General features: G+C 65.3%; 23 protein-coding genes. 4 read left to right on the plus strand and 19 right to left on the minus strand.

The features are described 5' to 3' along the window. Window positions 1-35 precede the first annotated feature (35 nt). Window positions 36-1,019: a hypothetical protein gene (locus tag WIMU1_RS25865; RefSeq protein WP_245968983.1), complete on the plus strand. Its 984-nt coding sequence runs from the start codon at window positions 36-38 to the stop codon at window positions 1,017-1,019. A gap of 65 nt (window positions 1,020-1,084) precedes the next feature. Here the strand turns inward: WIMU1_RS25865 and WIMU1_RS18925 are convergent, their stop codons facing one another. Next, complete coding sequence (locus tag WIMU1_RS18925; protein ID WP_245968981.1) at window positions 1,085-1,621, minus strand: WKL family lipoprotein; 537 nt, start codon at window positions 1,619-1,621, stop codon at window positions 1,085-1,087. 147 nt (window positions 1,622-1,768) lie between these two features. Here WIMU1_RS18925 and WIMU1_RS18930 point away from each other — a divergent pair, with 147 nt between their 5' ends. Further along, window positions 1,769-2,701, plus strand: coding sequence for an asparaginase (locus WIMU1_RS18930; protein WP_062799504.1), 933 nt, complete (start codon window positions 1,769-1,771; stop codon window positions 2,699-2,701). A 63-nt stretch (window positions 2,702-2,764) separates the two neighbouring features. On the opposite strand, the gene WIMU1_RS18935 is transcribed toward WIMU1_RS18930, so the two are convergent. Further along, on the minus strand, window positions 2,765-4,327 hold the full coding sequence (locus WIMU1_RS18935; RefSeq protein ID WP_158599264.1) for an HNH endonuclease signature motif containing protein: 1,563 nt from the start codon (window positions 4,325-4,327) through the stop codon (window positions 2,765-2,767). 135 nt (window positions 4,328-4,462) lie between these two features. Further along, window positions 4,463-5,122, minus strand: coding sequence for a lysophospholipid acyltransferase family protein (locus WIMU1_RS18940; protein ID WP_062799508.1), 660 nt, complete (start codon window positions 5,120-5,122; stop codon window positions 4,463-4,465). Window positions 5,123-5,175: 53 nt separating this feature from the next. On the opposite strand from WIMU1_RS18940, the gene WIMU1_RS27000 reads away from it, so the two are divergent. Continuing rightward, window positions 5,176-5,748, plus strand: coding sequence for a TetR-like C-terminal domain-containing protein (locus WIMU1_RS27000; protein WP_120802968.1), 573 nt, complete (start codon window positions 5,176-5,178; stop codon window positions 5,746-5,748). Between the two features lie 3 nt (window positions 5,749-5,751). On the opposite strand, the gene WIMU1_RS18950 is transcribed toward WIMU1_RS27000, so the two are convergent. Next, window positions 5,752-7,113 carry a DNA polymerase IV gene (locus WIMU1_RS18950; protein WP_084248418.1) on the minus strand — a complete coding sequence of 454 codons (1,362 nt, stop codon included), beginning with the start codon at window positions 7,111-7,113 and terminating at the stop codon, window positions 5,752-5,754. 67 nt (window positions 7,114-7,180) lie between these two features. Beyond that, the gene (locus WIMU1_RS18955; protein ID WP_062799509.1) at window positions 7,181-7,642 is read right to left on the minus strand and encodes a nitroreductase/quinone reductase family protein; all 462 of its coding nucleotides are present in this window, start codon (window positions 7,640-7,642) and stop codon (window positions 7,181-7,183) included. Between the two features lie 114 nt (window positions 7,643-7,756). Between WIMU1_RS18955 and WIMU1_RS18960 the strand changes: the two genes are divergently transcribed. Further along, complete coding sequence (locus tag WIMU1_RS18960; protein ID WP_307715265.1) at window positions 7,757-8,503, plus strand: TetR/AcrR family transcriptional regulator; 747 nt, start codon at window positions 7,757-7,759, stop codon at window positions 8,501-8,503. Here the strand turns inward: WIMU1_RS18960 and ileS are convergent. The 14 genes from ileS to mraY all read right to left on the minus strand — a co-directional run bounded on the left by ileS (window position 8,500) and on the right by mraY (window position 25,675). Further along, on the minus strand, window positions 8,500-11,730 hold the full coding sequence (gene ileS, locus WIMU1_RS18965) for an isoleucine--tRNA ligase (protein ID WP_281275245.1): 3,231 nt from the start codon (window positions 11,728-11,730) through the stop codon (window positions 8,500-8,502). The two genes, WIMU1_RS18960 and ileS, sit on opposite strands and share 4 nt — an antisense overlap. A gap of 240 nt (window positions 11,731-11,970) precedes the next feature. Continuing rightward, the gene (locus WIMU1_RS18970; protein ID WP_062799514.1) at window positions 11,971-12,327 is read right to left on the minus strand and encodes a hypothetical protein; all 357 of its coding nucleotides are present in this window, start codon (window positions 12,325-12,327) and stop codon (window positions 11,971-11,973) included. A gap of 20 nt (window positions 12,328-12,347) precedes the next feature. After that, complete coding sequence (wag31, locus tag WIMU1_RS18975; RefSeq protein ID WP_062799516.1) at window positions 12,348-13,172, minus strand: DivIVA-like cell division protein Wag31; 825 nt, start codon at window positions 13,170-13,172, stop codon at window positions 12,348-12,350. A 337-nt stretch (window positions 13,173-13,509) separates the two neighbouring features. Continuing rightward, window positions 13,510-13,791 (minus strand): YggT family protein, encoded by a 282-nt coding sequence (locus tag WIMU1_RS18980; RefSeq protein ID WP_062799518.1) that lies wholly within the window; start codon window positions 13,789-13,791, stop codon window positions 13,510-13,512. Window positions 13,792-13,857: 66 nt separating this feature from the next. Beyond that, the gene (locus WIMU1_RS18985) at window positions 13,858-14,583 is read right to left on the minus strand and encodes a cell division protein SepF (protein WP_030171398.1); all 726 of its coding nucleotides are present in this window, start codon (window positions 14,581-14,583) and stop codon (window positions 13,858-13,860) included. Between the two features lie 97 nt (window positions 14,584-14,680). Continuing rightward, window positions 14,681-15,436: a YggS family pyridoxal phosphate-dependent enzyme gene (locus WIMU1_RS18990; RefSeq protein WP_062799848.1), complete on the minus strand. Its 756-nt coding sequence runs from the start codon at window positions 15,434-15,436 to the stop codon at window positions 14,681-14,683. Beyond that, window positions 15,429-16,142 (minus strand): peptidoglycan editing factor PgeF, encoded by a 714-nt coding sequence (gene pgeF, locus WIMU1_RS18995; RefSeq protein ID WP_051721856.1) that lies wholly within the window; start codon window positions 16,140-16,142, stop codon window positions 15,429-15,431. Before pgeF ends, WIMU1_RS18990 begins: the two co-directional genes overlap by 8 nt. Before the next feature lie 14 nt (window positions 16,143-16,156). Next, window positions 16,157-17,356, minus strand: coding sequence for a cell division protein FtsZ (gene ftsZ / locus WIMU1_RS19000; RefSeq protein WP_030171406.1), 1,200 nt, complete (start codon window positions 17,354-17,356; stop codon window positions 16,157-16,159). A gap of 203 nt (window positions 17,357-17,559) precedes the next feature. Further along, entirely contained in the window at window positions 17,560-18,540 is a 981-nt protein-coding gene (locus WIMU1_RS19005) for a cell division protein FtsQ/DivIB (RefSeq protein WP_084248391.1), read from the minus strand. Continuing rightward, on the minus strand, window positions 18,537-20,057 hold the full coding sequence (murC, locus tag WIMU1_RS19010; RefSeq protein WP_062799522.1) for a UDP-N-acetylmuramate--L-alanine ligase: 1,521 nt from the start codon (window positions 20,055-20,057) through the stop codon (window positions 18,537-18,539). Before murC ends, WIMU1_RS19005 begins: the two co-directional genes overlap by 4 nt. Next, complete coding sequence (murG, locus tag WIMU1_RS19015; protein ID WP_062799524.1) at window positions 20,054-21,211, minus strand: undecaprenyldiphospho-muramoylpentapeptide beta-N-acetylglucosaminyltransferase; 1,158 nt, start codon at window positions 21,209-21,211, stop codon at window positions 20,054-20,056. The genes murC and murG overlap by 4 nt, the downstream gene beginning before the upstream one ends. Continuing rightward, entirely contained in the window at window positions 21,208-23,109 is a 1,902-nt protein-coding gene (gene ftsW, locus WIMU1_RS19020) for a putative lipid II flippase FtsW (RefSeq protein WP_084248392.1), read from the minus strand. Before ftsW ends, murG begins: the two co-directional genes overlap by 4 nt. Next, entirely contained in the window at window positions 23,109-24,590 is a 1,482-nt protein-coding gene (gene murD, locus WIMU1_RS19025; RefSeq protein WP_062799525.1) for a UDP-N-acetylmuramoyl-L-alanine--D-glutamate ligase, read from the minus strand. Before murD ends, ftsW begins: the two co-directional genes overlap by 1 nt. Further along, window positions 24,587-25,675, minus strand: coding sequence for a phospho-N-acetylmuramoyl-pentapeptide-transferase (gene mraY, locus WIMU1_RS19030; RefSeq protein WP_023961086.1), 1,089 nt, complete (start codon window positions 25,673-25,675; stop codon window positions 24,587-24,589). Before mraY ends, murD begins: the two co-directional genes overlap by 4 nt. Window positions 25,676-25,695 lie beyond the last annotated feature (20 nt).

Below are 25,695 nucleotides of genomic sequence, written 5' to 3' on the forward strand. Positions count from 1 at the left end.
CCATCATCCACGACCCGGTCGATACGCTGGCTGCCGTGTCCCATCCCGCTCTGGCCCGCGCCACCTCCGGCCCCCTGTCGTCCCGTCTGCTCAGCACGCCGGTTGTGATCTCCGCGGTGACGATTGTGGCGATCGGGCTCGCCGGTTGCGGTTCCGATGACGAACCGCCGCCTCCGCCGCCGTCGGGGTGCGCCACCGATTCGACGGCGGGTTCCAGCTCTGCGGCGCTCTTGCCGGTGCCTCCGGCGAAGGTCACGGTGGAGACGAACGGCGCCGAGCCCAGGTCGGTGCCGGTCGCGGGATTCGATCGCGGGACCGCGCAGTCGGCGAAGTTGGTCACCACGTCCACGTTTGCTTCTGCGACCGGGCAGCAGGATGCCGACTCGGGCGCGACCACGGTCGATCTGCCGATGACGGTCAGGGTCAACTGCACGGACGCAACAGACATCGATCTCCGGATCGGAGATGCGGGTTCCCCCGACACTGCCCTGGACCAGGCGCTCGAGGCCCAGAACGGCTCGCGCGCGGGCATGAGCATCGGGCCCGGTGTGGCGCCCATCTCCCTGCGGATATTGCCGACCGAGAAAGCCGACGACAGTGCCCGCCAGGCCGTCGAAGAAGCGCTGGTCGCGACGCTGCAGCGGTCTGTGACCCTGCCGACCGAGCCGATCGGGGTCGGGGCGCGCTGGCAGGCCGTTCGGACGGTGAACGCCGGGGCGACGGTGCGTCAGACGATCACCGCCACTCTCACCGCCCACGAGGGCGAGCGGCTGACCATCGACTACAGCATCGACGAGTCGCCCACCGACTCTGCGTTTCGGCTCCCCGACGGTGGGGTGTTGACCATCGACGCCTACTCGATGACGGGGGCCGGTTCAGTGGTGATCGACCTGGCCAGGGGCGTGCCGATTTCGGGCCAGCTGAAGATCTCTGGTGGCCGGACCCTCGTCGGTGCCGAGGGAGCACAACCGTTCAGTCAGCTGCTCGGCTTCGATTCGGCGTGGTCGCCGGCCAACTGACGTCCACACGAAAAAGCGCCGCAGACGACATGTCGTCTGCGGCGCTTCTGGTTCTGATGTGGGTGTCAGCTAGTTGCTGGGCACATCGGGCTCTTCTCGTTGGCTCCGCTGAGCAGCAGGCACACCGTCGTCTTCGACAGCTTCCAACGTCCCTCGTTATAGGCGATCAGCGCCTCGACCTGCGTCTGCGGCTGGTCGGGGAAGTTGATCTTGACGTTGGCCTTGGCCTGGTTGGCTCCGGCGGGACGCACGGGAGCGACGATCTCGTAGGTGACGTCGGGGTTGGCCTTCATACCCGCGATCAGCTTGTCGAAGATCTCCGGATCCGCATCCGACCCCTCGACCAGTTCGGTCTTCTCCGTATTCGGGATTTTGGGATCGAGTGCGGTTTCCAGCATGGTGTTGAGCGCGGCGGCCGTCGGCGGCTTCTTGGGGTCGGTGAGGTCGCCGGGGCTGGTGGACCCGCTCGGTCCGGCATCCGTGGTGGTGGAGGTCGTCGTGGTGGTGGTGGGGTCGTCACTACCGCCGTCGTCTGAACAGGCAGCGATGGAAACAAAGGCGCATAGTGCGACGCCGGCGGTCACGAACTTGCGAAGCTTCAAAATCCGTCCTTACTCATTGTCACCGCTACCACCGAAATGGAGGCAGTGAGAACTAGTCGGTCGGCCGCTTGGGCCGTCGGTCCTGCCCCACTATGCCAAAAACATGTCGAGTTGACGCATAGCGGTGAAGCCGTCAAAGCTGGCGGCGTGGTCAGAACACAACCTCTGGTGTCGATTCTCACCACTGGTGGCACCATCGCCAGTCGCCGATTCGCCGATGGCGCGCGTCCGGCGCTGGCAGCTGAAGAGCTGGTGGCGGGCAGTGCCGAAGCCGGCGTCGAGCTTCGGACCCGCGAGGTGCTCCACCTCGATTCCTCGTCTCTGTTGCCGGAGGACCTCGACGCGGCGCGGTCGGCGGTGGTGGCCGAGCTCGAGGATCCATCGGTGACGGGCGTGGTGCTGACCCACGGCACCGACACCATGGAGGAGACGGCGATGCTCATCGATCTGATGCACGCCGACCCCCGGCCGGTGATCATGACCGGCGCCCAGCGTCCGGCAGATTCACCAGACGCCGATGGTCCCGCGAATCTATCTGCTGCCATCGCTGCGGCGGTCGATCCCTTGTCTCGCGGCCGCGGGGTTCTCATCGCGATGGGTGGCACGCTGGTACCGGCTCGTGGCACCGCCAAGTTCGACAGTGCTGCCGATGCACCTTTTGCCACCGTGCGCGCCGATCTCCCGCGGCCTCTGCTTACGCCGACTTCCATCGCCGGCACGCGGGTGGACATCGTGATGTTGTATCCCGGCGTCGACCCCTCGATCATTGGTTGGTGCGCGGGCGCGGGCGCGTCGGGAATCGTGTTGGTAGCCACGGGTTCCGGTAACACGCACCCTCGGGTGGTGGATGCGGTGGCCGACGCCATCGGCCGTGGCGTTGTGGTGGTCGTGTGTTCCCGGGTTCCGCGGGGAGAGATCGTCGCGACATATGGCGGCGGTGGCGGCGCTGTTGATCTGGCCGCCCGTGGTGCGATCATCTCGCCGTGGTTGCGGGGGCCCCAGGCGCGAATGGCGTTGCAGGCGTTGCTCGCCGGTGGCGCAGGGCATGCCGATGTCGCGGAATTTTTCGCCGCCGAGTAGACGTCCGGCCCCGGAGCTCGCGCGCCGGTGCCTTATGTGCGCTTGGGCCGCTTACTTCTCGGATCAATTCGTTGAATCGTCGCAGTCACCCGTGTCGTCACTGTCTGGGTTCACCATCAACTCGGCCCGGTTGTGTTGGAGCTGCATCCGTTCTTCGCGGTCGTCGAGAGCCGCTTGGCGTTCGGCGATGATGTTTTGCCATGCCGTTTCGATGGTGTGGTCGGTGTGGTGGGCCCGGTTGATGCGTGGTTGTTGGTCCGGGTCGATGTAGGTGGGTGGGATCCACGCCACCCGGCCCGTATCGGGGCCGTCGGTGACCATCACTGTCTGCCATTGATCTTCGCCGGGCCCGATCATCGCGTGATGCGGAATGCACGCCGGGGCCAGTTCGTCGATGTCGGTGTGTCCGCCGTCGGCCCAGGCGGTGGTGTGATGGATTTCGGTCCAGGAGATCGGGTTACGGCAGCCTGGGCTGGTGCAGCCTCGGTCTTTGGCGAACAACGCCATCCGCTGGCCTTGCTGGGCGGTGCGTTTGGCCCGGGCGAAGTACAGGACGTCCGCGGAGTGGTTGGCGAACACTGCCAACGACCAGTCCGCCCGGGCGGCGAGTTCGAGAGCGTCTTTCACCGGCAGGTCAACACCGGAGGCGGTGTGGGCGATCCCCGCGGCCTCATCAAGTTGCTGTTTGGTCATCGTGATGATGACCTGCACTGGCAGGCCACGATGGGAGGTACCCAACAGTTTGTACTCGAGGATGGTCTTCAAGATCGCCTTGAACGCATCGTGCTGACGCTGCGCTCTGCTCCGGGTATCGCGCCCTGCGGCAGCCTCAATCACCTGCGCGTCCACACCAGGGTCGTCAATAGCGCCGACGGGTGAGTTGGGATCATCCGGGTTGTTCATCCCAGGTGCTGCCCACACGTCCATCACCGTGCGAAACAGTGCCAACGTTGCCGGGTCGAGATGGCCAGTAATTTTGGCCATCATGTCCAAACCCTGTGCACCGTCAGACAAGCCACGGTTGCGTTTGCGGTCAGCGTCATCGGTCAATGATCCATCCGGATCGACCCGCGCCAGGACTTCTCGCCCACACACTTCAAGCGCAGTCGGGCCCAGGGTCCGGGCGTTGTCGGTCATCCACGCGTCGACCACGTCATACACTTCCGGTGCTGATTTGTGCGGGATGCGGTCGCGGACTTTGAGCATCACATCCATGTGCGCCAACCCAATTGTCCCGTCGGCCAGAGCTTCCGCAGCGGCCGGACATTTCGGGGGCAACGGCTCGCCCTGCATCGACAACAACACACCAGCAGCATCAAGTGCTTTCAACCGCGAGGAGGCATCACCACGAGAGACCCGCAATTCACTCATCACAAACCGGTGCAACGTCGAATGACCAGCCTTACGAAACAAGCCCCGATCATTCACCTCCTGCAACCGCCTGAGGCCCTGAAACGACAGTGCCCGAACAACTCTCTCGTTCACCCGCACCAACTCAGCAACCTGCACATCATCAACATCAGTTGCTGACGTGGCAGCAATATCAGCCAACACATCCTGTAACTGGCCATACTTCGCCACCAACAACGCAACCGGCGGTGGATCCACCGTCACTGAATCACTCATCGACAAGCCCCCCAGCCCTCGAACCCCTTTCATAAAGTCTACCAACCGAATTCGACAATGTCGAACACCCGTTCGAACCCATTTCGGCCCCGCACCCGTCGCGGAAGAGAATCAAATGTGTTGGTAGAGGACCATTCACGCAGCGCGCTGCGTGTAGCTGTCGACATACTGCTGGCCCGACAATCGCGAGAGGGCCGCCATCAGATGGTCCGTGGCCTCTCGGACATCCGTTGGACTGTCAGCGGAGAATGTCGACAAGACGAGGGGCTGCCCGACGACGACGTGCACTTTGCCAGGCCGCCATAGCCGCGCGCCAGGAGGGTTCACGCGGTCGGTTCCCTTGAGTGCCAGAGGCACAACCGGCGCACCCGTCGCCAAGGCGACACGCATCACGCCGGTTCTCCCCCGGTGCAGCAGCCCATCTCTCGATCGCGTGCCCTCAGGGTGGATGCCCCACACGCCGCCGGCACCGACGATGGCAACAGCTTCATCGAGTGCGGAAACGCTTGCGGCACCCCCTCGGCGGTCAATGGAAAGTTGCCCGGTGGCCGAGAAGAACCACCGCTGCACACAGCCACGAATACCTGCGCCCGTGAAGTACTCCGCCTTGGCGACAAAGGTGACCCGGCGCGGCAACACGAGAACCATCAGCAGAGAGTCGACCACCGCCAAGTGGTTCGCCGCCACGATCACAGGTCCGGTCGGGGGGAAGTTCGACAACCCGACAACGCTTGGACGCGCGACGAGCCGCAGAAAGGGACCGATCAAGACATATTTGAAAACCCAGTACCACATGGATCGACCTCCTTTTGTAGACAATGTCTACACCGCTGGTAGACACTGTCTACATGGCGGACCCTCCAGATACAAGAGCGCTCTTGGTGCAGGCAGGCATCGAACTCGTCGACTCTGCGGGGCTCGCTTCGGTCGGACTCAGATCGATTGCGCGACACGCGGGCGTGTCACACGGAGCGCCAAGGCGCTATTTCCCCACTCACCGGAGCCTGTTGGCGGCAATCGCAGCGGCCGGCCTGGACGATCTGAAAACAGCTATGGCGGAGTCAGATTCGGAGCCGTCTACGTCACCGAACACAACACTGTCAGCGATGGCTCGCGCTTACGTCGATTTCGCCGCACGCCGACCCGGGATGTTCGAACTGCTGTTCCGCCACGATCTACTCGAAGGTGGTGGCGAAAACCTGCGCGGCACGACGATCCCCATGCTCACGACCGTGGAGGGGCTGGTCGCGACCGTTGTCGGGCGCGACCAGGCGAGCAGCCGAGCCTTGTTGCTGTGGGCGTCGATACACGGAATTGCCGCGCTGACCGCGACTCGCGCGCTCGACGTGTTCGAGACGGACCTCGACGCCATGGTGACCGATGCGGTGTTTGTCCATCTGCATGCAGCCGCCGAGCAGTGACCGCTACTCATCCTCGTTCGCGAACCGGAGATGTTCTTCCGGCCAATCCAGGCTGAGCAGTGGATCCGCCACTTCCAACTGCGGATCGTCCAGCGAGAACGTCTTGGCGAATCCCGGACCGCGACTTCGTGTTTCGAATCGAACCGTGACCCGGCCGTGTCCGCTGCCCTGGACCCACCCATGCCCGTAATCGCGATGGTGCACATCGTTGCCGGTGGTCCAACGCAGTCGGTCGGCGTTGGGGTCGCGACCGCCCGGGTGGTACATCTCCTCCGATGTCGATTCCGCGCTTGACTCCGGGGCCTCGAAAGTGGAGTCGAGCTCGGGGAACATCGCAAACTGCTGCACCGCGGTCAGTCCCGAGAAACCAACGCCGACAAGACGGATGGGCCCGATCTCCTGCGGGTCCAACGCCAGGCGCTGCGCGGCCGCGGCGAGTACGGGCAGCTCGGTGGTCGCAGCCGCAAGAGTGGTCGACCGGGTCAGCACCGACATGTCCGACTTCTTCAGCTTGACCACCACCGTGCGCGAGCCCCGCCCATCGGCGAGCAGTCTCCGATGCGCAGACGTCGCAGCCCGCTCGACAGCACCGCGTAGATGCCCGAGGTCGGTGATGTCCTCGGCGAACGTCGATTCGGCGCTGATCTGCTTGGCCGATGCGCGCTCGGCGACCGGTCGGTCGTCTATCCCCTGAGCCAGCAGGTGCAACCCGGGTCCGACGGTGGCACCGAGAACCGACGACACCTCCAGCGTCGACATTCGTGCAAGGTCTCCGATGGTGTCGATTCCCAAGCGCTGCAGTCGCTCCCCGGCGACCGGGCCGATGCCCCACAGTTTGCGCACGGGCAGCCGGGCGAGGAACTCGCGCTGCTCCCCCGGCGTCACCACCACCACACCGTCCGGCTTTGCCATACCCGACGCGATCTTTGCGATCTGTTTGCCACTCCCGAAGCCGACCGAGGCGGCCAAGCCCAGCTCGTCCCGAATACGGGCCCGGAGGCGCTCGGCAAAAGCTGCGGCGACGTCGGCCGACGCGCCTGCCAGTTCGACCGGCTCCGCGAAAGCCTCATCGAACGACAACATCTCGATGACAGGAACCTGGGCGCGAATCAGGCCGAAGACCCGCAGGCTCACCGCCCGGTAGACGGATCCGCGGGGCGGGAGGACGACGGCGCCCGGACCGACCAGTCGACGCGCTTGGTGCATCGGCATTGCCGAGTGTGCACCGAAAACCCGCGCCTCATAACTGCAGCCGGCGACCACTCCTCGGCCGCCCAGTCCCCCGACCAGCACCGGGCGGCCTCGAAGTGTTGGACGGGTGAGCTGCTCGACAGATGCGAAGAACGCATCCATGTCGATATGCATCACCCACCGGGAACTGATGTTCCCGTCCTGCACCCGCACACAGTGATGGTATGCCCCGTTCGGCGGATCAGGGGACGTGCACCGGCGTCAGCTCGAACACCGGAATGGCCGGGCCCGCAGCGGTCAGTTCGTCATCGCTCGAGTCTGCGGAGATCTTGACGGGCATCAACGACGCAACCTCCCAGCCCCAGCGCTTGAGATACGGGCGAAGCACCGGCGGCTTGTCCGCATGGGCCAGCTCGGTGACGCGGTAGGTCGTCGAAGTCCGGCCACCGCGCAGTGTGCACTCCCCCGACGCCCGCACATTCCTCGCCCACTGAGTCTCTCCGCGAGCACCGATCAGGAATGTCCGGCCGTCCAGACGCAACGGGTTGACCGGGATGCGCTGGATCGCACCGGTCTTGCGACCGCGGACCTCGAGCGTGCGGGCGCCGGCGAGAGTGATCCCACGGTCGGCCATCCAGGCGACAACCGAGTTGAACACGGCAACGGACTTACCAGGCTTGTTGTAGTGGGTCGCGGCGGTCATGGTGGCTCCTGGGTTTCTCGAGTTGATGAGAGCACTGCTCTCTGTTTCTCCGAGTGTGCGCCCCCGTCGCCAGAAATGCAAGAGCACTGCTCTCTTTTGTGCGAGGATGGACGGGTGCCCCCGCAATCGACTCACCGAGAAAAGACCGCGACGGAGTCGACACCGCGCGCGATGGCCCGCGCCCGCACGCAGGAACGCATCCTCGAACTCGGCCGCGATCATCTGGCCAGATATGGCGCTGCGGCGCTGTCGCTGCGTGCCATCGCACGCGACCTCGACTTGGTCTCGTCCGCCGTCTACCGGTACGTCGCCAACCGCGACCAGTTGTTGACGCTGCTGGTGGTGGATGCGTACACCGAGCTGGCAGATCACGTGGCGGAAGCCCACGAATCAGCCGCCCCGGACGCATTCCGGGAACGACTGATGGTCAGCTGCCAAGCTTTCCGACGATGGGCGGTGGCCGAACCGGCCCGCTACGCACTGCTCTACGGCAGCCCCGTGCCCGGCTACCAGGCACCCGCAGAACTGACCACCGAGCCGGGCACTCGCGTAGTCGGCCTGCTGCTGAAGACGTTGCACCAGGCCGCATCTGCCGGGCGGATCGAAGATCAACCGAGCTATGGCGACCTACCAGGTGCCGGCTTCGCGCCGATCAGAGACGAGTTCGCCCTCGACATCGACGACCAGCACGTTCATACGGCGATCCTGCTGTGGGCCACCACGGTTGGGCTGACGAGCCTGGAAGTGTTCGGCCAGTTCGGATCCGAACCGCCGACCGATCTGGAGGTCCTGTTCGACCTCCAGATCGGCGGCGTACTCGATCGGATCGGACTCGGCCGCGACCAGTCGACGGGTGATTAACCGGCCGTGGTCGCCTTCACCAGCGTCGCTTGCACACCGTCACCCAAGGCCACCCACTCGCCGGCGGCGTTGCCGTCGTGACCGGCCACCAGGTCGAGCTCGACCGCAAGAACTTCCCCGGCGATCAGATCGCGGTGCCGCCGCGCCCACTCGACGTGGTTGTCGGGCACCGCGAGTGTCACGCGGATGCGGTCGGACACATCCAGACCTGCCGCACGGCGCGCTTCTTGCAGCTCGCGGATGCGGTCCTTGGCCCAGCCCTCGGCCTCGAGTTCCTCGGTGACGGACGTGTCCAACACCACCAGACCCGCCCCGGCAGGCAGCTCTGCGGTCGACTCCGGCTGTACCGCAACGAGTTTGCGTGTGTACTCGCCTTCGAGCAGCTCGATCCCATCCGCGCTGACCACATCGACACCATCACGCTCGTCGATCGTGACGTTGCCGGCCTTGACCGCCTTGATGACGCGCTGGACGTCCTTGCCCAGACGGGGTCCGGCAACTCTGGCGTTCACCGCGAGCTCAACCCGGCCGTATTGGTCCGCATCGTCGGTCAGACGCACGGACTTCACGTTCATCTCGTCGGCGATCAGGTCGGAATACGGCCTCAACCGCTCGGCATCGGCGGATGCGACGGTCAACGACGGCAGCGGGAGGCGCACCCGGAGCTTGTTCGCCTTGCGCAGACTCGACGCCACCGAGCAGACGGCCTGCACATCGTCCATCGCCGCAACCAGATCAGGATCGGCCGGCAGCTCGTCGTCGGTCGGCCAATCGGTGAGGTGGACCGAGCGACCTCCGGTCAGGCCCCGCCAGATCGCCTCCGTGGCGAGCGGCAGGAGCGGCGCCGCCAGGCGGCAGGCCACCTCGAGCACGGTGTACAACGTGTCGAAGGCCTCGGGCGCATCGTCCTGGCCCGCCCAGAAACGCGAACGCGACCGGCGCACATACCAATTGGTCAGCGCATCGCAGAAGTGACGGAACTCGTCACACGCCCCCGCGATGTCATAGGTCTCCATCTGCCCGGTCATCACATCGCGAGTGGCGGCTGCCTTGGCCAGGATGTACCGATCGAGCACGTTGGTCGAGCCGGTACTCCACTGCGCAGGCCGGTCCGCATACAACTGCAGGAAGCTGTACGCGTTCCACAGCGGTAGCAACGCCTGCCGAACACCCTCGCGGATGCCGCGCTCGGTCACCACCAGGTTGCCACCACGCAGGATCGGAGACGCCATCAGGAACCACCGCATGGCATCACTGCCGTCACGGTCGAACACCTCGTTGACGTCGGGGTAGTTGCGCTTCGACTTCGACATCTTCTGCCCGTCGTCGCCGAGCACGATGCCGTGGGCGGCAACGGTACGGAACGCCGGGCGGTCGAACAGTGCGGTCGACAGGACGTGCAGGTTGTAGAACCATCCGCGCGTCTGCCCGTTGTACTCGACGATGAAGTCGCCCGGACTGTGTCCCGGTAGAGAGTCCGTTCCCTCGAACCAATCGGTGTTCTCGAACGGGTAGTGCACCTGTGCATACGGCATCGAACCGGACTCGAACCAGCAGTCCAGCACTTCCGGAACCCGTCGCATCGTCGACTTACCGCTCGGATCATCAGGATTGGCGCGGGTGAGCTCGTCGATGAACGGGCGGTGCAGGTTGTGGGGACGCACGCCGAAGTCGCGCTCGAGCTCGTCGAGACTGCCGTACACGTCGACCCGCGGGTACTCGGGATCGTCGGACACCCACACGGGGATGGGCGCACCCCAGTACCTGTTGCGACTGATATTCCAGTCCTTGGCCCCTTCGAGCCACTTACCGAACTGGCCGTCGCGGATGTGCTCCGGCGACCACTCGATCTGCTTGTTGAGCTCCACCATCCGGTCGCGGAACGTGGTGACCGCGACGAACCACGAGGGCACCGCCATGTAGATCAACGGCTTTCCCGACCGCCATGAATGCGGATAGGAGTGCTCGATGGTCTCGTGGCGCAGGATCCTGCCCGCGGCTTTGAGGTCCTTGATGATCACCGGGTTCGCGTCGAAGACCTGCAGGCCCTCATAGGGAGCGACCAGGCTCGTGAATCGCCCGCCCGCATCCAGTGGTTGCACCACCTCGATGCCGTACGCGGTCGCGAGCTCCATGTCCTCTTCACCGAAAGCCGGTGCGAGGTGGACGATTCCCGTACCGCTGTCGGTGGTGACGTAGTCACCCAGCAGAACACGGTGCGCCCCCTCGTGACCCGCGAAAAAGTCGAACGGCGGGGTGTAGTGCACGTTCTCCAGTTCGGCACCTCGGTAGGTCCCCAGAACCTCGGGCTCTGAACCCAACTCACGTGCGTAGCTGCCGAGCAACGCGGTGGCGAGCAGATACTGCTGCCCGTCCTCTCCGCGAACGTGACTGTATTCGAACTCCGGATTCACGGCGATGGCCAGGTTCGACGGCAGTGTCCACGGTGTGGTCGTCCAGATCAGGGCTTCCACCCCGTCGAGCGCGGCAGGACCGGTATCGCTGGGACGCAGGGTCATTCGCACCGTGACAGCCGGATCCTGGCGCATCTTGTAGGCGTCGTCGAGCTTGCTCTCCTGATTCGACAACGGAGTCTGCTCGTACCAGGAGTACGGCAGCACGCGGTAGCCCTGGTAGATCAGGCCCTTGTCATGGAGCGCCTTGAACGCCCACATCACCGACTCCATGAAGTCGATGTCGAGGGTCTTGTAGTCGTTGTCGAAGTCGACCCATCGGGCCTGGCGCGTCACGTACTCCCGCCACTCGTCGGTGTAGCGCAGCACCGATGCGCGGCAGTAGTCGTTGAACTTCGCGACGCCCATGGTCTCGATCTGGGACTTGTCGGTGATCCCGAGCTGGCGTTCGGCCTCCAGTTCCGCAGGCAGGCCGTGGGTGTCCCAGCCGAAGCGGCGATCGACCTTCTTGCCTCGCATGGTCTGGAAACGCGGAACGAGGTCTTTCACGTACCCGGTGAGGAGGTGACCGTAGTGCGGCAGTCCGTTGGCAAAGGGGGGCCCGTCGTAGAAGACGAACTCAGGCGCGTCGGCACGGTTGTCGATGGAGGCCCGGAACGTGTCGTCGGCCTGCCAGTAGTCGAGCACTCGCTTCTCGACATCGGGAAAAGACGGCGCTCCGGCCTTGGTTCCCCCGGTGAGATCGACCAGCGGGTACACGCGAGTTGCTGAGCCACTCGTCGATGGGGCTGATATCGGGTCCTGTGTGGTCACTACCGTCTCCTCGTGCGTCGGCTTTGCTGCCTGGCACGGGGACGAACCGATGAATCATCGGCCGCGGTACCACCCCGCTTGCGTCCGTGGGACGCCACTCGGTCGATCTGCCGGCGAGACGCCGGTAATCGTCGAGGCGTTGACGGGCCTCACCCGCCCGGTTCTACTGGGGATCGCCCAGGGCGATCCTGTTCTTCCGAGAGCTCCCCGGTGATGGCCGGATCAACGCTGATGACAAGTCTAACGCGGCTTGTCGAGATGTATTTCCTCGGTGGGCGGGTCATCGTCGTACCGGTGACCCGGCGCATCCGAGTGACCCTGCGCATCCGCGTCCTGCTGATGCCCGCTCCGGTCTCGCACCTGATCGGCGGACCCGGGGTCTGCTTGGTCGTCCGCGCCCGAGTCTGCCCGGGCGTCGTGGTCGGCCTGATCAGAGTTCGACCGGCGGCCGAGCCCGATCAGGTCTGCCAGCAGGAATCCGACTCCGATCACGCACACCACGATGCACGCGACCGCGAGCCAGAGGACCCCGCTGATCAGCGCCGCCACCAGCAGGACGAATCCCACCAGGGTGGCGCCCAGCGCCAGCACCAGCACGGATCAGACCCCGACGAAAATCAGTTGTTCGGCTTGCTGAATCCGCCGGAGTTGGTGAAACCACCATTGCCGGGATCGGACGAGAAAGCGTCGCCACCACGTGCGTTGTCCACCGGTGCGGCGCTGCCACGCTGCTGCAACTCTTCGAGCTGGGATTCGAGGTACGTCTTGAGCCGCGTGCGGTACTCGCGCTCGAACGTCTTGAGCTGTTCGATTCGACCCTCGAGTACAGAGCGCTGCTGGTTGATCGTGCCCATGATCTCGGTGTGCTTGCGCTCGGCGTCGGCCTGCAGAGCGTCGGCCTTCTCCTGCGCCTGCCGGGTCTGGGTCTCGGCGCGCGACTGCGCGTCGGCCAGAATCGCCTCGGAACGCTGACGGGCATCGCTCAGCATCGCCTCGGACTTCGAGCGGGCGTCGCCGACGAGAGCATCGGCACGTGCGCGTGCGTCGGCAACCATGGCCTCGGACTCGCTGCGCGCGTTGTTGGTCAGACGATCCGCGGTCTCCTGGGCCAGGCCCAGCACGCGGGCTGCCCGGATGCTCTGGTCCTCGTTGGAGGACTGCTGCGGCTGCTGCTGCGCCGCCGGCTCGGGGGCCGGAGGCTGCTGCTTGGCGAAGGTCTGTGTCGCCGGCTCTTGCGCGGGCGCAGACTTCTTGGCCTGATCCACCTCGCCTTCGAGCTCCTCGACGCGCTGCTTCAAGTCGGAGTTCTCTTCGATCAGACGCGCCAGTTCAGCTTCTACGAAGTCGAGGAACTGATCGACTTCGTCCTCGTTGTAGCCGCGCTTACCGATCGGCGGTTTGCTGAACGCGACGTTGTGCACATCAGCTGGTGTCAGCCGCATTGGTCGGTCCCCTTATACCTTGTGTCGAACATTGGTCTGCTTGTCTGGAGGTGCTGGCTGGCGTAGTCACCGCCCATGAATTCCACTTCTGACGCGACCCAGATCATGGATCAGTCAGCCATATTATTCACGATCGACATCTAGCTGTAACTGGCGTCCATCCTGTCACACTAGAACCGTTCGTCGCACCCTTTGGTTGCTATGTCGAAATCAAACGGGTGTCAAAACGCACCATTTACTTCGGCGCGTCCCGAGTTTGTGACCCGTTCGTTATCAACCTACTCGATACTAATGCCCCCGCTTGCCATCCGGGGGTACGACCCGCGGTCGAATCCGACTAGGGGGCGACCAACGACATCGCGATGAGAACCACGATCATCGTGATCATCAGCGACAGGTCCAGGCGAACAGGTCCGAGCGGGATCGGCGGCAGAATTCGACGCAGGGCCTTGATGGGTGGGTCTGTCGTGGTGAAGACAGTTTCGATGACCACCACCGAGGCTCCGGTGGGTCGCCACTCCCGGGCGAAGGTTCGCACCAATTCGATCACCAACCGACCGAGCAGAAGCAGCCAGTAGATGAAAAGGAGGTAGTAGATAATCTCGCGTGCGATCGTCACGCCACAACTCTGCCCGATTTCGGTCCCGGATGTGAAAACGACAGGCCGGCGGGCCGGTCGGCCGACCTACTGGTGGTTGTAGAAACCGGTTTCGGCGATCTTCTTGCGATCCTCGGGCGAGACGTCGATGTCGGCAGGAGCCAGCAGGAACACCTTGGTGGCCACCTTGTCGAACGAGCCGTGCAGCGCGAACGCGAGACCGGCGGCGAAGTCGACGAGTCGCTTGGCGTCGGCGTTGCTCATCTCAACGAGATCCATGATCACGGGGCTACCGTCGCGGAACCGCTCGCCGATCGTGCGCGCCTCGGCATAGCTGCTGGGCCGAAGGGTGGTGATCTTGCCGAGCGGGTTGCCCTCTTCGAAGACCCGGTCGAGTTCTGCGCGCGGGTCGATGGCGAGGGCGCCACGGGTGGAGGGGCCACCGACTGCGGAGGGCCGGGTGCCGACCGTGCGCGTGGCGAGCGGTTCGAGGCGGCCGGTCATCCGTGCCGGCGCGGGGGCAGCAGCGTAACGGTCGATCGATTCGAACTGCGGGCGCCGGGCGCCGGCGTAGGCGTACTCGGGAACGCGCTCGTATTCACCGTCACGGAAGTCGGCTTCGCGGTAGTCGCGGTCGTCCACGTCGTCGCGGTACTCGGCGCGGTAATCGCCTTCGCGGAAGTCGGGCTCGTCGCGGTAGTCGCGCTCGTAGCGGCGCGACCGCGCGGGAGCGGGATCGTCCAGGTAGTCGTCTTCGTAGTCACCGGGAGGGACCATGCCGAAGTACGCCTTGAACTTGTGGATGGTGCTCATCGCAATTCCTCTTTCAGCCGCGGCCGGTACTCGACAACTCCTGCAGTCCTGTTGCCACTGTTAGTCATGTTGTCGCTGTTACTGATGTGACTAACCGTTATGGCGAGATTAGCGGCCTGTCCCCCATGATCGCGGTACCGACACGCACGCAGGTTGATCCGTGTTGCACTGCGATCTCCAAGTCTCCCGACATACCCGCGGACAGCTCTCGCGCCTCGGGGTACTGCGCTACGAAATCGCGGTGGATGCGTGCTGACTCCGCCATCCAGCGGTCCGCCGAACCGTGCAGCGGAGCGATGACCATCAGCCCGCACAGAACCAAATTGGGTAGTTCGGCGATCGACTCGGCCAGCCCGGCGAGGTCGCTTTCCGCCACTCCCCCACGGCCTTTCGCCTCGTCATCATCTAGGCCGACCTGAATCAGCACCTCCAACGCGGCAGCGCGGTCACCATTGTCGAGGGCGACGCCGGTGGCGCGGTCGAGGGTGTGCGCCAACTTCAGGCTGTCCACCGAATGCACTCGATCAGCCCAGCGCGCAACGGACTTGGCCTTGTTGCGCTGCAGTTGACCGATCATGTGGAAGCGCAGATCCGTGCGGCCGGTGGCGGTTCGCACATCTTCGGCCTTCCGGCCGGCCTCGGGTTCCCGGGACTCACCGAACTCGGTGGCACCGGCCTCGATCAGCGCCAACACGTCCGCCGCAGGGAAGAACTTCGTCACCGGCAGCAGCGCGACATCGGCGGGAGAACGACCGGCCGCGACACACGCCTCGTCCACGCGCCGGCGGACGCCGGCCAGATTGGCCGCCAGTTGCGACGCCCGTGCAGGCGACACCGACTCCTGATCAGGCACTGCCACTGTCCATCCAGATCACACAGGCCAGCCGGCCGGTGGGATTGTCGCGGCGATGACTGAAGAGCGCGGGGTCCTCGATGGTGCACCGCGGGTCCTCGGCCACCGCCGAGACGCCCGAGGACAGGAGCTGACGGCGAATCCCGGCACGCAGGTCCAGTCCGGGAGTCCCCTTGGCGGTGCGGGTGGCGCTACCGGGGAGGTGCTTTTCGACATCTGCCTGCATCTGCGCGGGCACCTCGTACTGACGACCGCTGGCGGCGGGGCCGAGGAACGCGCCGATCCGGCTGACCTTGGCGCCGGCTTCCTCCATGGCCTCGAGCGTGCGGGGAATGATCCCGATGCGCGCTCCGACCCGGCCGGCATGCACCGCGGCGATCACACCCGCCGTCTCGTCACTGAGCATCACCGGCACGCAATCAGCACTGAGGACGGCCAACGCAAGGTCGGGCGTGGTGGTGATCAACGCATCGGTGGCAGGCACTGCGCCCGTCACCGGCTCGTCCACCCGGGTCACGTTGCGGCTGTGGATCTGCTCCATCCACACCATGCGCGCCGGGTCCACGCCGATCTTCTCGGCGAGGCGAAGCCGATTGCGGCGCACCGCATCCGGATCGTCGCCCACATGATCACCGAGGTTGAACGACGCGTACGGACCGGTGGAGACACCACCGGACCGGGCGGTGACAACCCGCCTGATCCGTATCCCCACTACGGGGCTCAGCGCTTCATGAACGGTGGGACATCCACCTCGTCGTCGGCCTCGTCGAGACCGTGAGCCGGACGCGACGAGCCGTTGCGCGACGAGCGATCGTCGGCGAAGGGGTCACCGGCGGGCACCTGCGCGAACAGCGGGTCACGCCGTTCGGTGGTGTTGCCACCGGCCGACACCGACCCGGCGCGTGCCGAACCGACCGAGCCACTCGTACGTGCTGCAGCAGTCGCAGCAGATTCGACGGGTTTGCGTGCGGGCGAACCACTGTCGAAGCCGGCGGCGATCACCGTCACCCGCACCTCGTCTCCGAGATTGTCGTCGATGACCGTGCCGAAGATGATGTTCGCGTCGATGTGTGCGGCTTCCTGCACCAGCGTCGCTGCCTCATTGATCTCGAACAGGCCGAGATCACTTCCGCCGGCGATCGAGATCAGCACGCCGTGAGCACCTTCCATGGAGGCCTCGAGCAACGGCGAGTTGATCGCCGACTCCGCGGCCTTGGTCGCCCGCGACTCTCCCCGCGCCGAACCGATGCCCATCAGGGCACTGCCCGCATTGCTCATCACACCTTTGACGTCGGCGAAGTCGACGTTGATCAGACCAGGCGTGGTGATCAGATCGGTGATGCCCTGCACACCGTTGAGGAGAACCTCGTCGGCGCTGCGGAAGGCATCCATCAAACTGACTGCGGCATCACCCATCTGGAGCAGCCGGTCGTTGGGGATCACGATGAGGGTGTCGCATGATTCACGCAGTGCGGCGATACCGACCTCTGCCTGGCCACCACGACGCTTTCCCTCGAAGGAGAACGGGCGGGTCACGACACCGACCGTGAGTGCACCCAGTTTGCGTGCGATGCTCGCGACGACAGGAGCGCCACCGGTTCCGGTACCGCCACCCTCACCCGCGGTCACGAACACCATGTCGGCGCCCTTGATCAATTCCTCGATCTCATCTTTGGCATCTTCGGCGGCGCGGCGTCCCACCTCGGGATCGGCACCGGCGCCGAGGCCACGCGTGGAGTCGCGACCGACGTCGAGTTTGACGTCGGCGTCGCTCATCAGCAGGGCCTGTGCATCGGTGTTGATCGCGATGAACTCGACCCCCTTGAGGCCTTGTTCGATCATGCGGTTGACGGCATTGACTCCGCCGCCGCCAATACCGACGACCTTGATCACGGCAAGGTAGTTGTGCGGGGGCGTCATAGCGCTCGCCTTCCTTTTGTTTCGATCCGAACCATCTGGCTCTGCTGCTCGCACCCACCGGGACGAAAACCCTCAACCTAAACCACAGGCTTAGAGTTATGTCAAGTAGTCACGTGCTGGGGGAAACGCTAGGCACCATCGGACTGTGGAGCCAGCAAGCGCTGCGGCGTGTCGCCAAGAACCGAAGAAATCGGGCTCGAAATCTACTTGAAGGTCGGATTCTGCGGGCTCGACACGTTGTACTCGGTGCCTTCCTGCCCCAGAACGTGCCGGAGTGTCTCCGCCTTTTCACCGTTGCGTTCGTCGTCGCCCCACACCACGGTGCGATTGTCCTTGAGCTGCAGCACGATGTTCACCGGCGAGGTGACCTCGATACGGGCGACCTGATCGGCCACATAGGCGGGGACCCCGGTCATCACACTGAGCGCCGCACGGGTCGAAGGATCTCCGGAACCGGGATTCGGCGTGACCAGTTCGGCCAGGCCCGGCGGTGGATCCTGTTGCGCGAACTCGAAGCCCAACTTGTCCATCAGATAACGCTTGCCGTCTCGCTCGGTGAAGACCACCGGCTGACGTTCGACCACGGAGACGGTGATGGTCGACGGATACTCGCGCTTGACCCGCACCGTGGCCACGCGCGGGATCATCGACACCCTCTGGGCCGCAGCTGCGGTGTCCACCTGCATCAGCGGCTCGCCCTTGGAAAGTGCTGCCGCGGCGACGATCTCCGGAGACTGCACAATCGAGTTACCGGTCACCTCGATGGTTCGAACCGACATCAGAGGAGAGAAATAGGCCACCGCCGTCAGTGCGATCACCACCACGATGGCCCCCACTGTGAGCAGCAGTAGTCGCAGCCCACTGACACCCCGTGCGCGACGGGAGGCTCTGGCTCCTCGGCGAGGTTTGCGCGCGACCGCACCGGATCGGTCCGAGTCCACCGGCTCGTCGGGGTCGACCGGGTCACCGGGTTCACTTCCGATTCCACCACCGACCGTCACGTCGACCAGGTCGGTGAGGTCATCGGGTTCGGACTCATCGGGTTCGGTGAGGTCATCGGGCTCGGTCAGGTCGTCAGGGTGCGACTGTCCCTTCGGGTCCACCGGAACGCCGCGCGATCCCTTGGCATCTCGATGATCGCCACGTCTGCCCCTGCCCCGGTGGGGCCGGCGCCGCTCGCTCATCGGCCACCTTTCGGCGTCCCGCCATCAGCTCGGTGATGCCCCCGATCACGCAGAGCCTCCACGATCTCGGCGGCCTGCATCGTCACATCGCCGGCGCCGATGGTCAGGATCACGTCGTCGGGAGCAGCCATGTCGGCGATCTGAGCGGGCAGCGCCGAGACATCGGGCTGAAAGGCAACGGGTTTGGTGATCTGGTCGGCGATGGTCAGACCCGAGATGCCCGGGATCGGTTCCTCCCGAGCACCGTAGACGTCGAGCACGATCACCTGGTCGGCGAGGCTCAGCGATTCGGCGAACTCACGGGCAAAGGTTTCGGTGCGCGAATACAGGTGCGGCTGGAATATCGCCACCACGCGACCGCCGTCTGCATCCACCATGTCCCGGGCCGCGGTGAGCACAGCGCGTACTTCGGTGGGGTGATGGGCGTAGTCGTCGAAGACGCGTATGCGTCCGACTCGGCCACGGAGCTGGAAACGACGGTGCACTCCGGCAAACCCCTCGACGCCCTCGATGACGCCCGAGACCGACGCCCCCAGACACACGCCCGCGATCATCGCGGCAATCGCGTTGAGCGCCATGTGTTTGCCGGGAACGGTCAGGATGATGGACCGCTCCTGCACATCGCCATCGACATCGGTGAACCGCACCTTCGCGATGCCACCGCTGGCCCGGCTCTGCCATTCGAGCAACTGGACGGTGAGTCCCACGCCACCGGCCAGGTGCGCCTGGGTACCTTCGCCGTATCCGAGCACGGACACCCCACGCTCGGCCATCCGCGCAGCCACTCTGCCGGCCAGCGCAGCCGAGCCTGGATCGTCCAGGCACACGATCAAAGCGCCACCGGGATTGATCCGGTCGGCGAAGTCATCGAAGACCTGCACATAGGCCTCGGTGGTCCCGAAGAAATCGAGATGGTCGGACTCCACGTTGGTCACGACCGCGACGTCCGGGCTGTACTGGAGCAGCGAGCCGTCGCTCTCGTCGGCTTCGGCGACGAACACGTCGCCGGAGCCGTGATAAGCGTTGGTACCGGACTCGTTGAGCTCGCCCCCGACGGCGAACGACGGCTCGAAGCCGCAGTGCTGCAACGCGACAACGGCCATCGAAGTGGTGGATGTCTTTCCGTGGGTGCCCGCGATGAGCAGGTTGCGATGACCCTCCATGAGCGTCGCCAACACCGCCGGCCGCAGCAGCACCGGGATATCCAGTTCACGCGCGGCGACGAGTTCGGGATTTGTCTTCGGGATCGCCGCGAAGGTCGTGACGACCACGGTGGGCCCACCCTCGAGCAACTCGAGTGCCGACCGGTCGTGACCGATCTGAATCTTGGCACCGCGAGTCCGGAGATCGATGACAGTGCGTGACTCCTTGGCATCGCTACCCGACACCTGTCCCCCGCGCGCCAGCAGGATGCGCGCCAACCCGGACATTCCGGCCCCACCGATACCGACCATGTGCACACGTGAGAGTTGCGGTGGCAGAGCCTGTTCGACGCCGGTGGTCGAGGTCTCGTTCATGTCGACCCCCCGGAGCGATGCGCCTGCGCGAGCTCGATGCCGGCCCGAGCCACGGCCTGGGCCGCACCCCGAGCTCCTGCGCCCGCCGCGGCCTTCGACATCGCGGCCAGCCGGCCGGGATCGGTCAGCAGGGGTGGAATGGTGCGGGCCACGTAGTCGGGCGTGAGATCGGCGTCGTCGACCAAGATCCCGCCACCGGCCGACACCAGCGGTGCCGCGTTCAACCGCTGCTCCCCATTGCCATGTGGCAGGGGCACGTAGACCGCGGGGAGTCCGGTCGCCGACACCTCGGCAACCGTCATCGCTCCCGATCGACAGATCGCCAGGTCTGCGGCGGCGTACGCCAGATCCATCCGCGAGATGTACGGCAGCGCCACGTAGGGACACTCGGCCTCGAACGGTTCGAGCGTGTTCTTCTTGCCGTAAGCGTGCAATACACCGATCTTGTTGTCCGCCAACACCTGAGCGGCACCCCGCACCGCAGTGTTCAAACTCAGGGCGCCCTGCGATCCACCGAACACCAACAGCGTCGGCGCATCAGGGTCCAGCCCGAAGAACTCACGGGCCTGCGCACGAAGACCTGCGCGGTCCAGATCCGAGATCGATGCCCGCACCGGAATGCCGACGACTTCGGCATCCAAACCCGAGCCGGGCACGGCGGCGAGCACCCGCTGTGCCAGCCGAGCGCCGACCTTGTTGGCCACGCCTGCACGTGCATTGGCCTCGTGGATGACCACCGGCACCCGCCGCGAACGCGGGCGCATCCGGGCAGCGATATAGGCGGGCAGGGCCACGTATCCGCCGAATCCGATCACCACATCGGCGTTCACCTCGTCGAGAACTCGACGGGTGGCCGCCACCGACGCGCGAAGCCGTAGCGGCAGCCTGGCCAGATCGGCGTTGGGCTTGCGGGGCAACGGGACGGGCGGGATCAGTTCGAGCCGGTAGCCACGCTCTGGGACCAGAGTGGTCTCCAGACCGCGAGCGGTGCCGAGCGCTGTGACCTCGATACTCGGATCGAGGTCGCGCACGGCATCGGCGACAGCCATCGCCGGCTCGATGTGTCCGGCGGTCCCACCGCCTGCGACGACGATCGACAACGGACGGGTCGACTCACTCACTTCGGGTACCGCCGCAGATGCGGGTCCGGTCACCGCCACCGTTCCGGATCCCGGTAACGCGGTGCCGGGGTGCTCCCACGGCGAGGATCTTGTTGCTGACGCTGTCGGGCATACGGGTCATTCTTGCGCAGGGGCCGGGCCCGTGTCTGCGGTGGGCTGGCGGCCGAGGCATCTGCAGGCTTGCGCAGGGGCCGAGCCCGTGTCTGCGGTGGGCTGGCGGCCGAGGCATCCGCAGGCTTGCGCAGGGGCCGAGCCCGTGTCTGCGGTGGGCTGGCGGTACCGCCATATCCCCAGTCCTGCTGCCTCGGCACCCCACGCCCGCGCCTGGTCCGCTGTGGTGGCGGGTAACTGCGTGGCGGCTGCGTACCGCGCGTCCGACGTCGGGCGGGTTCGGCGACCGCGGCCCTGCGGGCGCGGGTGGCCGGGCGTGAATCCTGCTTACCCCGGCGACGATCGAGTCGTTCGCGGAGCACCTCGGCGCGGGTCTGTGAATACGGAACCGGATTGGGCAGTCGCAACATGCGGCCGAAACGGCCATCTCCCCCGGCAGCCAACGCGGCAACCGCCTCGGGTTCGTGTCGTGCGGCGTTGGCGAGCAGGCCGAACATCACCAACGTGGTGAACGTGGATGTGCCACCGGCCGACAACAGGGGCAGCTGGATACCGGTGACCGGCAGGAGGCCGACAACGTAGCCGATGTTGATCAGTGCCTGGGCAGTGACCAGCACGGTGATGGTTGCGGTCAGCAGCCGCAGGAACGGGTCCACCGAGCGCGTGGCGATGCGCAGACCCACGTACGCGAGAAGTCCGAACAGGAGCAGGACAACAACGCCACCGATTAGTCCGAGCTCCTCGCCGATGATCGCGAAGATGAAGTCGTTGTGGGCGTTCGGGAGGTAGTTCCATTTGGCGCGACTCTGGCCGAGTCCTTCACCGAAGACACCCCCATTGGCGAGGGCGTAGCCTGCCTGTCGCGCTTGATATCCCGCGCCCTGCGGGTCGTCGATGTGTCCGAGGAAGCTCTGCACGCGCTCACTTCGGTACCCGGCGGTCATCGCCAGGACACCGGCCGCGACCACACCGGTGGCGGCAAATGACAAGAACACCTTCACCGGCAGGCCGGCAAACCACAGCAGCGCACCGACGATGACCGCGATGGTGATGGTGGTACTGAGGTTCGGCTCGAGGATGATGAGCACGCATACCAAGAAGGAGACCGGAATCAGCGGGACCAGCAATTCGCGAAGCGATGCGTTGTCACGCCGACGCGACGCCAGCAGATGAGCGCCCCAAACACACAGGGCCACTTTGGCGAGTTCGGACGGTTGGACCGACAAGCCACCGACGGTGAACCACCGCCGCGAACCCTGGACCAGGCTGCCGATGCCCGGCACCAGAACGAGCATGAGCATGATCGTCGCGACGATCATGGCGGGCGCAGCCAACCTGCGCATCAACCTGATCGGCATCCGGACGGCGAAGTAGAACAGCACCACACCGAGCGCGGCGAACACCAGCTGCGTGGTGAACAGCCCATAGGACGATCCGGTCTTCGAGTACCCCTCGACCGAGGAGGCCGACAACACCATCACCAGACCGAACGAGGTCAACAGCACGGTCAGCGTGACAATGAGATGGAATGAGGCGAGCGGGCGGCTCAGGACTCCGGAGATCGCCGTGACTACGTTTCCGATGCCTTCGGCGAACGTGATGACCCTGCGTTCGGGACGCCTGCGGGTGGTCGACGCACCGGCCGCCGGCTTGTCGTCGGCTACCGAATCCGTTCCGGCAGAATCTTTCTCATCGGTCGCTGATTCGGACTCCGCGCCGTCGGCATCGGCGGCCTCGTCGAACGCCGAGTCTTCGGCGGCCTGATCGTCGGGCGAGCGCCCGGTTGTTGTGGGTTCTTCGGGATCGAGTCCGCGGGGCATCAGGATGCCCCCAACACACGCGCACCCGGCAGGGCGCGAGCGCTGGCGGCGAAGGCATCACCACGGACCCCGTAACCGGCGAACATGTCGAGTGAGGCCGCGGCGGGAGCCAGCAGGACCGCGTCCGGTGTGTCCGGGTCGGCAACGCACATCTCCCAGGCGGCGCGCACCGCCCTGGCCATGACGGCAGTGGGGTCAGCAGTGTTCACCGCCCCATCTTCCCCTGTTACTACTGTGACTGTTGGTACCAGAGGGGCGTGTCGTGTCATTGCGTCGGCAATGATGTCGCGATCGGCTCCGATGATCACCACCCCGGCGAGCCGATCGCGAACCGCGACGACGAGGTCGTCCACCGAAGCCCCCTTGAGGAGCCCTCCGGCCAGCCACACAACCCGGCGATGTCCCCTGATGGATGCGAGCGCGGCGTGAGGGTTGGTGGCCTTGGAATCGTCGATGAAGGTCGTGGAGTCGATGACCGCAACCGGTGTGCTGCGATGACCGCCGACGGTGAACGATTCGAGCCCGGCTTCCACGGCCTCTGGTCCGACACCGATGGCCCGGCACAGCGCTGCGGCAGCCAGAGCATTCAACTGTCCCGACGGCCCGGTCGGCCGGACCTTGTCCAAGGCGATCAACGCGACAACTGAGTTGTCGCCACTCTCGTCCCAGTCCACCCGATCAACGAGTTGTCCGTTGGAGACCCCGAGTTCGCCGGGGTGCGGGGTGCCGAGCCGGAACCCCACGGTCCGCGCACCTTCAGAGGTGGCGGCAAGGATGCCGGCGACCGGGTCATCGAGCCCCACAACGGCAATCGGCCCGGACAACGCAACCGACTTCGCCTTGATGTAGGCCGACATGGAACCGTGCCAGTCGAGGTGATCTTCGGCGATGTTGAGCACGGCACCTGCGGTCGGCCGCACCGATGGCGCCCAGTACAGCTGGAACGACGAGAGTTCAACCGCCAGGACGTCCGACCGCGGCTCGGCCACCAGGGCATCGAGCACCGGCAGGCCGATGTTGCCGCACGCGCTCACCGACGCGCCCGCAGCGGTCATGATGGCCTCGACCATGCCGGTGGTGGTGGTCTTGCCGTTGGTCCCGGTCACCACGAGCCATTGCCGCGGCGGTCCGGTGATGCCGGACCGATCGACGTGCCAGGCCAGTTCGACCTCACCCCACACGGGTAGACCGGCATCCGCCGCGGCGACCAGCATCGGATTGTCAGGACGAAAGCCCGGAGAGGTGACCACAAGATCGAAGTCATCAACCCACGCCTCCCGCGCGAGGATCTCGTCCACCGTGGATGCCGCGGCTCCGAGATCCACGAGTGGACGTGTGGCCTTGCTGTTGTTGTCGCACACCGTCACCGATGTGCCCTGGCCGAGCAGGAACCGGATCGCAGAGGCACCGGCGATCCCGGCACCTGCCACCAGGACGCGTTGTCCCCACGGCGTGCCGGTGCCGGAAGCGGGCACGGTCATCCTCCGCTGGCCGCCAGGAACTCGCTGTAGAACAGCGACAATCCCAGGGCACAGGCGATGGCCGTGAGCAACCAGAACCGGATGATGACCGTTGTCTCCGCCCACCCCGACAGTTCGAAGTGGTGGTGGAACGGCGCCATTCGGAACACTCGTCTACCGGTGGTCCGGAACACTGCGATCTGGATGACAACCGAGATGATCTCGGCGACGAACAGCGCGCCCACCACAACCATCAGCAGTTCGGTGCTCGTGGTGATGGACAGCCCGGCAAGCATGCCTCCCAGGGCAAGTGATCCGGTGTCGCCCATGAATATCTTGGCCGGGGCGGCATTCCACCAGAGAAAGCCGAGGCAGGCCCCACCGCCGGCGACCGCGATCAACGCCAGATCCAGGGGGTCGCGGACCGTGTAGCAGCCGGGTTCGGCCGTCTTGGGTCCACCCACGCAGGCATTTCGGTACTGCCAGAACGTGACCAGCACGTACGAGCCGAGGACCATCGCCATCGATCCTGCGGCCAGACCGTCGAGACCGTCGGTGAAGTTCACCGCGTTCGACCACGCCGACACCACCAGCCAGCAGAAGACGACAAACAACACCGAGCTCATCGTGATGGCGTCGATGTCACGCACATACGACAGCTGGGTGCTGGCGGGCGTGTAGCCGGCCTCGTTGCGGAACTGCAGTGCCAGGATGCCGAAGAGCAGGGCCGCGATCAGCTGGCCGACCGACTTGGCTGTCTTGTTCAGGCCCAGGTTGCGTTGCTTACGAATCTTGATGAAGTCGTCGAGGAAACCGACGATGGCCAGGGTGGTCGCGAGCGACAGCACGAGGACACCCGAGGCTGTCGGTCCGCTCCCATCGGTCAGGAGACCCACGAGATGAGCGCCCCAGTAGCCCGCCCAGAGTGCCGCGACGATGGCGACGCCGCCCATCGAGGGCGTACCGCGTTTGGTCTGATGGCTCTTGGGCCCCTCGACCCGGATCTCCTGGCCGAACCCCTGCCTCGAGAAGACCTTGATCAGCACCGGCGTCAGCAGAATCGCCACAGCCAGCGAGATCACGCCCGCAATCAGGATCTGCCTCACCTATAAGTCCTCACCTGTTC

Origin of the sequence: Williamsia muralis NBRC 105860, assembly GCF_001598915.1 — a bacterium.
GTDB lineage: Bacteria > Actinomycetota > Actinomycetes > Mycobacteriales > Mycobacteriaceae > Williamsia > Williamsia muralis.